Below are 14,088 nucleotides of genomic sequence, written 5' to 3'. Positions count from 1 at the left end.
CGCCATGACAGACGGCATCACCATCAGCCAGGCCGCGGCCTTCGCCGGCGTCACGGTGAAGACCATCCGGCACTACCACCTGCACGGCCTGATCCAGGAACCGCGCCGCGACAGCTCGGGCTACCGGCGCTACGGAACGGCCGACCTGCTGCGGCTGGTCCAGGTCCGGACGCTGGCCGGTGCGGGCGTACCGCTGGCGGAGATCGGGACCATACTCGACGCCGATCCCGAGCAGTTCTCGGCCGCGCTCGTCGATGTCGAGGAGAGCCTCACCGACCGGATCGACGAGCTGATCGCGCGGCGCGAGACGCTGCGCCAACTCGCCCACGGCAACCGGGTCCTGCTGCCGGCCCGCGCTCTCGCGCTGCTGGACCGGATGCCCGGGCTCGGGTTCTCCGAGGACGACGTGACGACGGCGCGAGAGGGCCTGGTCCTGGCCAGGGCCCTGATGCCGGAGGGCTTCGACGACTACCTCTCCCAGATCGAGCACGGCCTCGACGATCCCCGGCACGTCGCCATGATCAAGCTCACCTGGAGCGCCGGAAACTGGGCCCCCGACGACCCCCGGATCGAGGAACTCGCCGAGGAAGTGGCCGCCCACTTCATCGCCGACCCCTCACTGCTGCCCACGCTGGGCGGCCTCCAGAACCGCGACGACGGCGAGACCCGCTACGAGATGCTCACCCGCCACGGGGAGGACGAAAGGCCCGGCTGGACCCGTCTGACCGCGCTGATCGAGGAGAAAGTGCGATCGGCCGGCATCGAAGTCCCCTAGAGCGCACCGTTCTGACCTGGCCCAACGAGGTGGGACACCGTGTCAGTGCTCGCGTCAGGGCGATGACAGGGCGGTGTCAGGCCGGGCTCGGATAGTTGACGGCATGACAGCGAACAGCACCTCCTCAGACCAGCTCACTCCTCCGCTCGGCGGGTTCCAGGAGATCAACGGCCGCCGGATCTTCGTGCACCGGTCGGGCAGCGGCGGACCGGCCGTCGTGTTCCTGCCGGGCGCCAGCGCGGTCGGCCTGGACTACTTCGGCATCCAGCAGCAGGTTTCGCGGTTCAGCACCGCTGTGGTGTACGACCGCGCCGGCACCGGCTACAGCGATCCCGCCCCGCTGCCGCGCACCGCGGCCGAGGTCGTCACGGAACTGCACGAACTGCTGCACGCCCAGGGCATCGCCGGTCCGTACGTCCTGGTGGCGCACTCCCTCGGCGGCGGCTACGCGCACCGGTTCGCGCAGCTGTACCCGCAGGACGTGGCCGGACTGGTCTGGCTGGACGCCTTCCACCGCGACTGGGACGACTTCGTGCCCCCGGAGGCCAGCCTGGCCGCGGGCGAGCAGATGGCGCCCACCGCCGAGCAGCTCCAGCAGGCGCTGCCGTTCATGCGCGGGTTCGTCGCCGAGATGCTCGCCGACTACCCGGAGCACGTGCGGCAGTCGCTGGTCGAGTACCACGTGAGTGAGCGGTGGATCCACGCCGGCATCGCCGAACGCGCCTCGATGTCCGCACTCGCCGACGAACTGCGGGCCGGGCCGGACATCCCCGACGTCCCGCTGATCGCGCTCACCCCGCTGGCCGTCGACCCCGCCCAGCAGGCGCTGATGTCGGAGGAGACGCTGCGCGGGATCCACGAGGGCAAGACCCGGTTGTACGAGGCCCTGGCGAACTCGGTCTCGCACGGGGAGCACCGCATCCTCCCCGACACCAACCACAGCCAGCTGTGCTTCGAGCGCGCCGACGCCGTGGTCCAGGCGATCCGCGACGTCGTCGACCGGGCGACCCGCTCCTGAGGCGTGTCCGCCCCGGGTTCCGTCCGCCCGACTGAGTCCCACAACAGCTGAAGAGGAGCACACAACCATGTCCATCACCCTCACCGACCAGGACAAGCTCACCCTGCGGACCGCCGCGTACGGCGCCGTCTCGCTGATGGCGGCCGCCGGTGCCGCCGGCGGCAAGCCCCACCGGATCGCCACCGACGGCTCCATCGCCCTGGCCTCCGCGACCGGCCCGGTCGGGCACGTGCTCGGCGACAAGCGAGGGAGCGTGAAGCTGAGCGGCAAGACCGTGGCCGGAATCGCCGACCACGTGCTGCCGGCCCTGACGGGAGCCATGAGCCTGCTCAAGCAGCAGGATCCGGCCGAGGCCGACAACTTCCGCGGCATCGTCCTCGTCGCCATCGAAGCGGCCACCCACCGTGGCGAGACCAGTCCCACCATGGCGGAGATGGCCCGCAAGATCACCGAAGCCCTCGACGCCGCCTGATGGGATGCCGATCCGCGCAGTCGGTCCCGGGGTCCTCAGCCACCCCGGGACCCCCGGCTCACCACACCGCCGACTCGCCCGCCAGATCGTGGTGAATCCGCTCCGGCCGCACGCCGGCCCGTACCAGCGCCGCCGCCGTCCGCCGTACCATCGCCGGCGGTCCGCTGAGGTAGGCCGCGCGGCCGGTCCAGGGGCCGCGTCGCGACACGGCCTCCGGGAGTTCGCCGCTCTCCGTGCCGTCGGCCCCGCCCGGCTCCAGCGAGAGCACCGGGCGGACGGTGAGCCAGGGGTTGCCGTGGGCCAGCCGGCGCAGGGCGTCCAGCGCGTACAGCTCGGTGCGCCGGCGGGCGCCGTAGAAGACCTCGACCGAGCGGCCCCGGATGCCGTGGGCGGCCACCTCCTCGACCAGCGCCGTGATCGGTGCGATTCCGGTACCGCCGCCGACGCAGAGCAGGTCGGCGCCGCCGGTGTTGTCCAGCACCATGCCGCCCTCGGCCGGTCCGAGCCGCAGGACGTCTCCGGGAGCGGCCCGGTGCACCAGGGCGTTGCTCACCCAGCCTGCCTGGACCGCCTTGACGTGGAGGGTCAGCAGGCCGTCGGGGCGCGGTGCGGTGGCGAACGAGAACTGCCGCCAGACCCGCGGCCACCACGGCGTCTCCAGGGTCGTGTACTGCCCGGCGCGGTACGGGTACGCCTGGTCGGGGCGGAGGGTCAGCACCGCGATGTCCGGGGTGCTCGGCCGGTGCGCGACCACCTCCGCCTGCCACCAGGGCGGCGAGGTCCGCGCCGCCCGCTCGGCCGCGTCGGCCATCACCCGGGCGACCAGGCCGTACACCCGGCGCCAGGCCAGTTCGGCCTCGGTGTTCCAGCGGCTGCCGCAGTACCGCTCCAGGGTCGCGACCAGGCACTCGGCCACCGCGCCGTAATGGCCGCTCAGCGTCCCGTACTTGCGGTGGCTCCGGCCGAGCCGGGCCAGGTACCCGGTCAGCCCGGCGAGGTCGTCGGCGTTGCGGGCCACCATCAGCAGCGAGCGGAACAGCCGGTCGCGCTGGACGTCCATGGCGGCCGGGAAGAGCGCCCGGATCTCGGGGTGCCGGAGGAAGAGCAGGGCGTAGAAGTGGGCGGTGGCCCGGTCGGCGACCGGTTCCACGGCGGCCAGGCAGTGGCGGATCAGCTCGATGTCCCGTGCGGTGGGCGGCTGTTGGGCTCCCCTTCCGGACGCGGAGGACGGCAGTGCGGGGAACCCGGGAGCGAAACCGGGAGCGGAACCAGAAGCAGAGCGGGGAGCGGAGCCGGAAGCGGAGCCGAATGCGGAACCGGGAGCGGAGCCGAGCGCCGGGAGCGCGGGAAAGGCGACCCCGCCCGGAAGCTCCGGCCGGGGCGGTGCGGCGGGGAGCGCCGAGGGAGCAGGCGCCCGGGAGTCGTCCTGCGCCCAGGCCCGGGTCCAACGGTCGCCCGGACCGGCCCAGTTGAGACCGGGCGCCCGGGTGAACATCGGTGCGATCGGCGGCACCGGAGCCGGTACGGACGGCGGCCTGGTCGGCCTCGGCGGGATGACCAGACCGGCCTCGGTCACCTGCCCGGTCCCGGTCACTCGCCCGGCTGTCGCGGCCGGACCAGCCGCCGTCGCTGGACCGGGTTCCGGCGGCGAGAAGGGACCCGGGAGCGAGCCGGGCTTCGGGAGCAGGTTCCGCACCGGTTCCAGGGCCGGGCGCGGATCCGGACCGGTCTCCGGCATCTCGGGCACGGCATCCACCGCGACCGATCCATGACCCGCCCTGACGAGTAACGGCGCCGACTCCAACGCGACTTGACGAGTGCCCAAGAGAATCGTTCCGCTCCGGTCGTCCCTGCTACCGCACCTGACCCAGTCCTGCTGAGGTCTCGGTAGCCTGGCACGCCGGGACAGCTCATCCGACGAATCGCGCAAAGCCCGGACACCCGGGCCGGGGACCCGGTACCCTCCCCGGCCCCACCGGCACCGCGCCCTTTCCACCGTCGCGGCCGTCTCCAGAAAACGGCCGCCGCCGCTACAAGTGGCGCAGCAGCACCCCCGGCTGCTCGACGCAGTCCGCGACGAAGCGCAGGAAGCCGCCCGCCGTCCCGCCGTCGCAGACGCGGTGGTCGAAGGTGAACGACAGCTGGGTGACCTGCCGGACGGCCAACTCGCCGTCCACCACCCAGGGTTTGGCCGCGATCCGGCCGACCCCGAGCATCGCCGCCTCGGGGTGGTTGAGGATCGGCGTGGAGCCGTCCACTCCGAAGACGCCGTAGTTGTTGAGCGTGAAGGTGCCGCCGGTCAGCTCGGCGGGCGTGAGCTTCCCGGCGCGGGCCGACTCGGTCAACCTGGCCAGTTCGGCGCCGAGTTGCTCGGTACTCAGCAGGTGCGCGTTCCTGATCACCGGGACCACCAGGCCGCGTTCGCTCTGCGCCGCGAAGCCCAGGTGGACGGCGCCGTGCCGCCGGATACCCGAACCGTCGCTCTCCACACTGGAGTTGAGCTCGGGGAAGCGGGCCAGTCCGGCCGTGCAGATCCGGGCCAGCAGCGCCAGCACGCTCACCTTCGGCCCGTCCGCCCGGTTCAGCTGGGCGCGCGTCTCCATGAGTCCGGTCGCGTCGGCGTCCACCCAGCAGGTCGCGGCGGGGATCTCCTGGTGGCTGCGGGTGAGCTTCTCGGCGATCGTCCGGCGCAGCCCGCGCAGCGGGACGACCTCCTCCTCGGCCGCCGTGGCGGGGGCCGGTGCGACCGCCTGGGACAGCACCCGCTGCACATCGGCCCGCATGATCAGCCCGTCCGGGCCGCTCCCGGTGATCCGGGCCAGGTCGAGGCCGTGTTCACGGGCCAGCCGCCGCACCAAGGGCGAGATCACCGGGATCACCGCGGGGGCGACCACCCGAGCGGCCGCCGGCGCCTCGGCACGGGCAGCGGCAGGAGCAGGGGCAGGAGCAAGCGCGGGAGCAGGGGCAGGAGCAGCAGGCGCGGGAGCGGCTCCGCCGATCCGGACCCGGGCCCGGCGCCCGCCCTTGGCGCTCTCCCTCACCCCGTAGCCGACCAGCGGGCGCTCGGCCGCCTCGGGTGCGGCCCCGGCACCTGCGGCCGCCGTGCCGTCCCCCGGCCGCGCCGCGTCCGGCGACGCCACCGCGACCGTCACCAGGGGCGATCCGACCGCGATCTCCTCGCCGACCTCGCCGTACCGGGCGGTGACCACCCCGCCGTAGGGGCAGGGGACCTCCACCACGGCCTTGGCCGTCTCGACCTCGACCACCGGCTGGTCGACGGCGATCACCTCGCCGACCTCGACCATCCAGCGGACCACCTCGGCTCCGGTGAGCCCCTCGCCGAGGTCGGGCAGGGTGAACTCGCGTACCACGGGCGTCATCGTCACTCCTCCCACTGCAGCCGGGCGACCGCGTCCAGGATCCGGTCCACCCCGGGGAGGTGGTGGTGCTCCAGCATCGGTGGCGGGTAGGGGATGTCGAAGCCGGCGACCCGCAGCACCGGTGCGGCCAGGTGGTGGAAGCAGCGCTCGGTGACCCGGGCGGCGATCTCCGCGCCGAACCCGCCGAAGCCGGCCGACTCGTGGACCACCACCGCCCGCCCGACGGAGCGGACCACCTCGGCGACCGTCGCGTCGTCGAACGGCACCAGGCTGCGCAGGTCCAGCACGGCCAGGTCCCAGCCCTCGGCCTTCGCCGCCTCGGCCGCCTCCAGGCAGACCGGCAGCGAGGGCCCGTACGTGATCAGCACCGCCGAGCGGCCGGTGCGCCGCAGTACCGCCTTGCCGATCGGCTCGACCGGCACGGCCGGGTCCCACTCCTCCTTGCCCCAGTAGAGCCGCTTGGGCTCCAGGAAGACCACCGGGTCGTCGGAGGCGATCGAGGCCCGCAGCAGGCCGTAGGCGTCGGCGACGGTGGCGGGGGTGACCACGTGCAGGCCGGGGGTGGAGGTGTAGTAGGCCTCGGAGGCGTCGCTGTGGTGCTCGACGCCGCCGATGCCGCCGCCGTACGGGATGCGGACGGTGATCGGCAGCGGGAGCTTCCCGGCCGTGCGGTTGCGCATCTTGGCGACGTGCGAGAAGAGCTGTTCCAGCGCGGGGTACGCGAAGGCGTCGAACTGCATCTCCACCACCGGCCGCAGCCCGTACATCGCCATGCCCACGGCGGTGCCCAGGATGCCGGCCTCGGCGAGCGGGGTGTCCAGGCACCGCTCGGGGCCGAACTCGGCGGTGAGTCCGTCGGTGATCCGGAAGACGCCGCCGAGGGCGCCGACGTCCTCGCCCATCACCTGGACGGTCTCGTCGGCCCGCATGGCGTCCCGCAGTGCGGAGTTGAGCGCCTGCGCCATGCTGGTGGTCACCGGGGAGCCCGAGGGGCGCGGCAGGGAGTCGGAGGAGTGCGGCGCGGCGGCCCCGTCGAGGGCGGCGGGCGAGCGGTGGGAGGTGGTCATCGGCCCTGCACCTCGGCCTCCGCGGCCAGCTCGGCCGCCAACTGCGCTGACTGCTCACGTAGTTGAGGCGTCGGTTCGGCATAGACATGGGCGAACAGGGACATCGGGTCGAGCTCGGCGTCGGCATGGAACTCGGCGCGCATCCGGGCGGCCAGCGCCTCGGCCTCGTCGGCCGCCTCCCGCACCAGCTGGTCCTCCAGTACTCCCGCAGCACGCATATGACGCTCCATCAGCAGAATCGGGTCGTACTCGCTCCAGGCCGCGACCTCCTCGTCCTGCCGGTAGCGAGTGGCGTCGTCGGCGTTGGTGTGCGCCTCGATCCGGTAGGTGAGCGCCTCGACCAGGGTGGGTCCGCCGCCCGAACGGGCCCGCTCCACGGCCTCGGTGAGGACGGCGTGCACGGCGGGTGCGTCGTTGCCGTCCACCAGCCGGCCGGGTATGCCGTAGCCGACGGCCTTGTGGGCCAGGGTGGGCGCGGCGGACTGCCGGGTGAGCGGGACGGAGATCGCGTACCCGTTGTTCTGCACCAGGAAGACCACCGGGGCGTGCAGCACGGCGGCGAAGTTCAGCGCCTCGTGGAAGTCGCCCTCGCTGGTGCCGCCGTCGCCGAGCATCGCCAGCGCGACCACGCTCTCACCGCGCAGCTGAGCGGCGTGGGCCAGTCCGACGGCGTGCGGCGCCTGGGTGGCCAGCGGGGTGCACAGCGGTGCGGTCCGGGTGGCGCGCGGGTCGTAGCCGGTGTGGGCGGAGCCGCGCAGCAGGGTGAGCGCCTCCAGCGGATCCACTCCCCGGGCGACCACGGCCAGGGTGTCCCGGTAGCTGGGGAAGAGCCAATCCTGCTCCCGCAGTGCCAGTGCGGCGGCCACCTGGCAGGCCTCCTGGCCGGTGGACGCGGGGTAGACGGCGAGCCGCCCCTGCTTGGTCAGCGTGGTGGCCTGCTGGTTGTAGCGGCGGCCGGTCACCAGGCGGCGGTAGAGCTCGCGCAGCAGCGCCGGGTCGGTCTTCTCCAGCAGCGGGGTGCCGAGGACGCGGACGGGGGCCGGGTCCGGCAGCAGCGGCGTGGGATCGGTGCGAGGGGCGGTCGCGCCGGGGAGCCACCCCGGGACGGAGGCTGGAAATCTGTGGTCGAGAACGGTCATCTCGGCACCTCCGAAGGGTGGGGAGGGGGTGCGACAGGGGCAGTGGTGATGCCGTGGTGAGCGAGGGACGGCGTGGCCGTCCGTGGGACCTCGTCGCTCCCTACCGATTGTTCGGTTGTCTGGTCATTCTGGCCACAGCTGCGCCAAGGTGGTGGACAATCGGCCCGAACAGCGGTCTGCTGGTGGCAGCATGTCCATTCCGAGAGGGCGGGGGCCGTGTCCACTGAACAGATGTCCAGGCTCGACCGAGTCGACCGTTCGATCCTCCGTCTGCTCCAGCAGGACGGAAGGGCCTCGATACGTTCGGTCGCCGAGCGGGTGCACGTGTCCCGGGCCAACGCGTACGCCCGGATATCCAGGATGGTCGAGGACGGGGTGATCCGCGGCTTCACCGCCCGGGTGGACCACGAGAAGGCCGGCCAAGGCGCCTCGGCCTACATCACCCTCAAGATCGTGCAGAACTCCTGGCGGACCGTCCGCGAGCAGCTGCTCGACCTGCCCGGGGTGGCGCACATCGCCCTGGTCGGCGGCGAGTTCGACGTCATGCTCCTGGTGCACACCGCCGACAACCGCGCCCTGCGCGAGCTGGTGCTGACCAGGATCCAGAACATCTCCCAGGTCCTGGCCACCCAGACCCTGCTGGTCTTCGAGGAGACCGACCAGGTCCCGCCGGACCAGGGCCTGTCCTGAGGCGGGGGCCGGCGGCCGAGCGGCCGCCCGGTCCTCACGCGGTCGGCGCGCGCAGCCCGTCGAAGGCGAGGTGCACGACCGCCTCGGCGACGCCGTCCGCCGCCCTGAGGCCCGGCCGGTACCACTCCACAATGGAGTTGATCATGCCGAACAGCAGCCGGGTGGCCAGCCGGGGTTCCACGTCCGAGCGCAGCTGGCCCTCGGCCACCGCCGACCTGAGCAGCTCGGCGACCTGGTGGTCGAACTCCCGCCGCCGCTCAAGCGCCCACTGCTCGGTCGGGGTGTTGCCCCGCACCCGCAGCAGCAGCGTGACGTACGGCAGTTCCTCCAGCAGCACCTCGGCCGTCCGCCGCACCACGTGTTCGAGCCGGTCCACCGGCCGGCCCTGCCGCGCGGCGGGCTCGTCGAGGATGGCGAACAGCCCGTCCAGCGCCCGCCCGACGGCGAGGCGCAGCAGCTCCTCCTTGCCGCGTACGTGGTGGTAGATCGAGGACTTGGAGATCCCGGCCGCCTTCGAGAGGTCCTCCATGGACGTCCCGTCGTACCCGCGCTCGTTGAAGACCTCGACGGTCACGGCCAGCAGTGACTCGACGGTGTACGTGGTGCGGGTGGTGTTCTCGGCCATGGGACCGAGTATCCCCGCCGCCCCGGCCGCACGTCAGCCTGGGGTCGGAACAGCCCGCTCGCCCCAGGCGCCCCGCCCGCGGCCGTTTTCCGCTCATTTCCCACCGAATACGGGATTGCGGTCCAATGCGCGGCCGGAACTCCGTGAAAGCGAATTCGCGTACCCCTCCCCACCCGGACCGAGATCCCTCGGGGTTTCCAACACCGCCGGATAGACTCGCCGTTCACCGCCGGGAACCCCGGCGGGGTGGTGACGGCGACCGGTGGAGGGGCCCCGCAGTGAGCGCGATACAGGAGACGGTGGCATCCGAACGCCGTCCGCTCCCCGGCGAACCCCCGGTGCCACCGTCCGAGTCCGCGCCCCCGCCCTTCCCGGGGTTCGACACCCTCCGCGCCCGCTTCCGGCGCGGCGCCGCCGAGTTCGGCCCCGCACTGGCGCTGTTCGGGGCGGTGAAGCTGATCGGCTTCTCGGTCTTCATGCTGCTGCTGGATTCCTCCGGGCGGTTCCACCAACTCGACCCGAGGTACGGCGGCGGCGCGCACCCGTGGGATGTGGTGGGCAGCTGGGACGGCTGGTGGTACCAGCAGGTCGCGCAATTCGGCTACCACCCGGAGCTGATAGCCGACCACGGCGGATTCTTCACCATCCAGCAGAATTCCTCCGCGTTCTTCCCGCTCTATCCGGGCCTGATGCGCCTGGTCTCGAACTGCACCGGGATCGGCCTCTACGGCGCCGGAATGCTGGTCTCGGTCGTCTCCTCGTTCATCGCCGCCGCCGGGATCTACGCGGTCACCAAGCAGCTGGCCGGGGCGCGGGCGGGTGTGATCGCGGCGGCGGTCTGGGGCGCCTTCCCCGGCGCGGGCGTGCTGTGGGCGGTCTACACCGAGTCGCTGTTCGTCGCGCTGGCCGTCTGGTCCTGCTACTTCGTGATCAGCCGGCAGTGGCTGAACGCGGCGCTGATCACCTTCATCGCCGGCCTGAGCCGGCCCACCTCGATGACCCTGATCGCGGGCGTCGCGCTCTCCGCCGCCGTCGCCCTGTTCCGCCGCAGGGACGGGGTGCTCGGTCCGCTGGCCGCCATCCTGCTGCCGCCGCTGAGCTTCTTCGGCTACATCGGCTGGGTCGGTTACCGGATGGGCCACTGGGACGGCTACCTCACCCTCCAGCGCGGCGCCTGGCTGCACTTCTTCGACTTCGGCACGTACACCTCCACCGCGGTCACGCACGTCCTCACCGGCGACGGCAACTACCTCTTCGCGTACCCGACCGAGGACCTGATCGCCGTCCTGGTGCTGTTCGCACTGCCCTGCCTGCTGGTCCCGCTGCTGCGGCTGCGCCCGCCGCTGGTGATCACCGTCTACACCCTGGGCACCCTGGTGCTGGTGCTCGGCAGCCAGCAGATGTTCGGCACGCTCTCCCGCTTCGTGCTCCCGGTCTTCCCGCTCGCCATCCCGATCGCGATCGCCCTGCGCCGCCTCTCGCTGCCCTCCCTGGCCACCGTCCTCGGCATGGGGGCCGTCGCCTCCGGCTTCTTCGCCGGCTACGTCATCTTCGAGCTCGGCATCCCGTAGACCGAGGGGAAACCTTTCTTCCGGTCTTCCGGCCCGCAGCCCCAGCTGGGACTGCGGGCCGGCTCCTTTTCCACGGCTCTCCGTGCTCCCCGGAAGAACCCCGCCTTCGCGTGCCTGACGGCTACCCCTGTGCCCCGACCGATCGTTCGGTTACTCTGAGGGGTGTCCCGTCCGCCCCTTTGGAGGAGCGCACCATGGCCGCTGCGACCCCTGCCCCCTCGGTCGCCGAACTGATCGAACGCCACCAGGACACCCTGGACCGCGCCCTCGCGGCGATCCGCAACCGCGACTACTGGTCCCCCTACCCCGAGTTCCCCAAGGCGTACGGCGAGAGCGGGGCGGCGGACGGCAAGGCGGCGTTCGAGGCCCTGCTCGGCGGCGTCTTCGCCCTCGAGGGCCAGCCGACCGACGGCGATCTGGTCGGCGGCGAGACCTCGCCGTTCGGCGTGGAACTCGGCATCAGCTACCCGCACGCCGGGCCCGACGCGCTGATCGGCGCCCTGCAGGCCGCCCGGCCGGCCTGGGCCGCGGCGAGCCCGGCCGCCCGCGCGGCGGTCTGCCTGGAGATCCTGGACCGGATCAACAAGCGCTCGCACGAGTTCGGCCACGCGGTGATGCACACCACCGGCCAGGCGTACGCGATGGCCTTCCAGGCCGGTGGCCCGCACGCCCAGGACCGCGGCCTGGAGGCCGTGGCGTACGCCTTCGCCGAGCAGACCCGGCTGCCCGAACGCGCCGACTGGACCAAGCCCCAGGGCAAGCGCGACCCGCTGACCATGGTCAAGGAGTTCACCGTGGTGCCGCGCGGGCTCGCGCTGGTGATCGGCTGCAACACCTTCCCGACCTGGAACGGCTACCCGGGCCTGTTCGCCTCGCTGGCCACCGGCAACCCGGTGCTGGTCAAGCCGCACCCGCGCGCCACCCTGCCGCTCGCGCTCACCGTACGGGTGGCCCGCGAGGTGCTCGCCGAGGCCGGGTTCGACCCCAACACGGTCTGCCTGGCGGCCGAACACGAGGGCTCGACCATCGCCCAGGCGCTGGCCGTCCGGCCCGAGGTGAAGATCATCGACTACACCGGCTCGACCGCCTTCGGCGACTGGCTGGAGGCCAACGCCAAGCAGGCCCAGGTCTACACCGAGAAGGCCGGCGTCAACACGGCGGTGGTCGAGTCGACCGACAACTACCGCGGCATGCTGGCCAACCTGGCCTTCGCGCTCTCGCTCTACAGCGGCCAGATGTGCACCACCCCGCAGAACATCCTGATCCCGCGCGCCGGCATCACCACCGACGAGGGCGGCAAGTCCTACGACGAGGTGGTCACCGACCTGGCCGCCGCGATCAACGGCCTGCTGGGCGACGACGCCCGGGCCGCCGCGATCCTCGGCGCCGTGGTCAACCCGGGCGTGCTCCAGCGCACGGTGCAGGCGGCGGGCGGCGAGTACGGCGAACTGGCGCTCACCCCGCGGGTGGTGGCCTCGGAGGAGTTCCCGGGTGCGACCATCAGGACGCCCGCCCTGGTCAAGGTGGACGCCGACAAGCCGGACGACCGGGCCGCCTTCCTCAGCGAGTGCTTCGGACCGGTCTCCTTCGCCGTCGCGGTAGAGTCCGCCGATGCCGCGGTCGACCTGCTCCGCCGCACCACCGCCGAGCAGGGCGCGATGACCGCCACCGGCTGGACCGTCGACGAGCGGGTCGAGTCCGCACTGGTCGAGGCCGCCCTCGACTCCGGCGTCTCGCTCTCGCTCAACCTCACCGGCGGCGTGTACCCGAACCAGACCGCCGCCTTCTCCGACCTGCACGGCACCGGCGCCAACCCGGCGGCCAACTCCGCCTACTGCGACGGCGCCTTCGTCGCCAACCGGTTCCGCACCGTGGAGATCCGCCGCCACAGCTGAGGGTGCCTCCGGGGCGGAGGGGCAGCTTCTGAGGGGCGCTGGGGAACTGCGCGAGTGACCATGCACGTCCGTAGCGGGCTGGTCGCGCAGTTCCCCGCGCCCCCGGGGAGCAACCCGCCTACCCCTGATAGAACTTGATCGCCGGCCGGGCGTCAGCGGCCCCGCTTCGGGCTGAACACCCAGACCCGCATCAGCAGGAACCGCACCACCGTGGCGACCGCGTTGGCCCCCACCAGCACCGCCAGTTCCCCGCCGTGCCTGGCCGACGGCCACAGCACGCCCTGCAGCCCGATCGCCGCGCTGCTCAGCAGCAGCCCGAGGACGAAGGCGATCCCGCCCTCCGCCTGGGCGCGGAACGCGCCCCGCCGCCCGGTCACACCGAAGGTGAACCGCCGGTTGGCCGCCGTGTTGAGCACCGCCGTGACCACCTGCGCCACCGCGTTGGCCAGCAGCGCGGGGGCCAGCTGCCGCAGCACCAGGTACAGCAGCATGTACGCGGCCGTGCAGACCGTGCCCACCACCGCGAAGCTCGCCAACTGCCAGGCCAGGCCCGGCGGTAGCTGCGCCGCCCGTACCCGGTTCGGCAGGTGCTCGATCCGGCCCGCCCCGGTCAGCGAGCGCCGGGCCACCCGGGCCATGCCCTTGAGGTCGTCGATCACGGTGCGCACGATGTCCACCCGGCTGTCCGGGTCGTCCACCCAGTCCACCGGCACCTCGTGGATCCGCAGTCCGGACCGCTCGGCCAGCAGCAGCAGTTCGGTGTCGAAGAACCAGGCATTGTCCTCCACCTCGACCAGCAGTTGCCTGACCACCTCGGTCCGGGCCGCCTTGAACCCGCACTGCGCGTCCGAGAACTTCGCCGCCATGGTGGCCCGCAGCAGCACGTTGTAGTTGCGCGAGATGAACTCCCGCTTGGGCCCGCGCACCACCGCCGAACCCCGGTGCAGGCGGCTGCCGATCGCCAGGTCGCTGTGGCCCGACAGCAACGGCGCGACCAGCGGCAGAAAGGCCTCCAGGCCCGTCGAGAGGTCCACGTCCATGTAGGCGACCACGTCGGCCTCGCTGGCACTCCAGACCTGTCGCAGCGCCCGCCCGCGCCCCTTGAGGTCCAGGTGCACCGCCTGGACCTGCTCGATCTCCTCGGCCAGCGCGGTCGCCACCCGCCAGGTGCCGTCGACGCTGGCGTTGTCCGCGACGGTGATCCGGTAGGGGTAGGGGAAGGTCTCACCGAGGTAGGCGTGCAGCCGGCGTACGCACCGCTCCAGGGTGTGCTCCTCGTTGTAGACCGGGACCACCACCTCGACCAGCCGGGTACGGGTCGCCGCTCCCACCGCGCCGAAGGGCAGCGGATCGGCCGTGCCGGTCCTTCGGGGCGCGGACTCTGTCGGGCCGGCGAGCACGGGCTCTGTCATGTCGGTGAGATTCACAGCCCCATATGGGGCCGCGATGATGGAAG

Annotated in this window: 12 protein-coding genes; 6 read left to right on the top strand and 6 right to left on the bottom strand. The window is 72.4% G+C overall.

Going from position 1 to position 14,088, the window contains the following annotated elements; genetic code table 11:
• Window positions 1-4: 4 nt before the first annotated feature.
• The 3 genes from ACSMTC_RS19635 to ACSMTC_RS19625 all read left to right on the top strand — a co-directional run bounded on the left by ACSMTC_RS19635 (window position 5) and on the right by ACSMTC_RS19625 (window position 2,265).
• Window positions 5-775, top strand: a complete 771-nt coding sequence (locus ACSMTC_RS19635) for a MerR family transcriptional regulator (protein ID WP_436561000.1) — start codon at window positions 5-7, stop codon at window positions 773-775.
• A gap of 103 nt (window positions 776-878) precedes the next feature.
• Window positions 879-1,793 carry an alpha/beta fold hydrolase gene (locus ACSMTC_RS19630; protein WP_436560999.1) on the top strand — a complete coding sequence of 305 codons (915 nt, stop codon included), beginning with the start codon at window positions 879-881 and terminating at the stop codon, window positions 1,791-1,793.
• A gap of 67 nt (window positions 1,794-1,860) precedes the next feature.
• A complete protein-coding gene (locus tag ACSMTC_RS19625) occupies window positions 1,861-2,265 on the top strand; it encodes a hypothetical protein (RefSeq protein ID WP_436560998.1) in 405 nt (134 codons plus the stop codon).
• A gap of 58 nt (window positions 2,266-2,323) precedes the next feature.
• On the opposite strand, the gene ACSMTC_RS19620 is transcribed toward ACSMTC_RS19625, so the two are convergent.
• The 4 genes from ACSMTC_RS19620 to pdhA all read right to left on the bottom strand — a co-directional run bounded on the left by ACSMTC_RS19620 (window position 2,324) and on the right by pdhA (window position 7,851).
• Window positions 2,324-3,859, bottom strand: a complete 1,536-nt coding sequence (locus tag ACSMTC_RS19620; RefSeq protein WP_436560997.1) for a globin domain-containing protein — start codon at window positions 3,857-3,859, stop codon at window positions 2,324-2,326.
• A gap of 436 nt (window positions 3,860-4,295) precedes the next feature.
• A complete protein-coding gene (locus ACSMTC_RS19615; RefSeq protein ID WP_436560996.1) occupies window positions 4,296-5,645 on the bottom strand; it encodes a dihydrolipoamide acetyltransferase family protein in 1,350 nt (449 codons plus the stop codon).
• Window positions 5,646-5,647: 2 nt separating this feature from the next.
• Complete coding sequence (locus tag ACSMTC_RS19610) at window positions 5,648-6,610, bottom strand: alpha-ketoacid dehydrogenase subunit beta (RefSeq protein ID WP_436564741.1); 963 nt, start codon at window positions 6,608-6,610, stop codon at window positions 5,648-5,650.
• Between the two features lie 98 nt (window positions 6,611-6,708).
• Window positions 6,709-7,851 carry a pyruvate dehydrogenase (acetyl-transferring) E1 component subunit alpha gene (pdhA, locus tag ACSMTC_RS19605; protein WP_436560995.1) on the bottom strand — a complete coding sequence of 381 codons (1,143 nt, stop codon included), beginning with the start codon at window positions 7,849-7,851 and terminating at the stop codon, window positions 6,709-6,711.
• A 231-nt stretch (window positions 7,852-8,082) separates the two neighbouring features.
• Here pdhA and ACSMTC_RS19600 point away from each other — a divergent pair, with 231 nt between their 5' ends.
• A complete protein-coding gene (locus tag ACSMTC_RS19600) occupies window positions 8,083-8,541 on the top strand; it encodes an Lrp/AsnC family transcriptional regulator (protein WP_436560994.1) in 459 nt (152 codons plus the stop codon).
• Between the two features lie 34 nt (window positions 8,542-8,575).
• Here ACSMTC_RS19600 and ACSMTC_RS19595 read toward each other — a convergent pair whose 3' ends face one another.
• Window positions 8,576-9,166: a TetR/AcrR family transcriptional regulator gene (locus ACSMTC_RS19595; RefSeq protein WP_436560993.1), complete on the bottom strand. Its 591-nt coding sequence runs from the start codon at window positions 9,164-9,166 to the stop codon at window positions 8,576-8,578.
• A 278-nt stretch (window positions 9,167-9,444) separates the two neighbouring features.
• On the opposite strand from ACSMTC_RS19595, the gene ACSMTC_RS19590 reads away from it, so the two are divergent.
• On the top strand, window positions 9,445-10,737 hold the full coding sequence (locus ACSMTC_RS19590; RefSeq protein WP_436560992.1) for a hypothetical protein: 1,293 nt from the start codon (window positions 9,445-9,447) through the stop codon (window positions 10,735-10,737).
• Window positions 10,738-10,931: 194 nt separating this feature from the next.
• The gene (gene paaN / locus ACSMTC_RS19585; RefSeq protein ID WP_436560991.1) at window positions 10,932-12,632 is read left to right on the top strand and encodes a phenylacetic acid degradation protein PaaN; all 1,701 of its coding nucleotides are present in this window, start codon (window positions 10,932-10,934) and stop codon (window positions 12,630-12,632) included.
• Between the two features lie 152 nt (window positions 12,633-12,784).
• On the opposite strand, the gene ACSMTC_RS19580 is transcribed toward paaN, so the two are convergent.
• Entirely contained in the window at window positions 12,785-14,044 is a 1,260-nt protein-coding gene (locus ACSMTC_RS19580; RefSeq protein WP_436560990.1) for a bifunctional glycosyltransferase family 2/GtrA family protein, read from the bottom strand.
• Window positions 14,045-14,088 lie beyond the last annotated feature (44 nt).

The sequence above is a fragment of the Kitasatospora sp. HPM-01-4 genome (assembly GCF_051374625.1).
Taxonomy (GTDB): Bacteria; Actinomycetota; Actinomycetes; order Streptomycetales; family Streptomycetaceae; genus Kitasatospora.
Note: the sequence above shows the minus strand (reverse complement) of the source record. Positions and strands in the feature narration are given on the sequence as shown.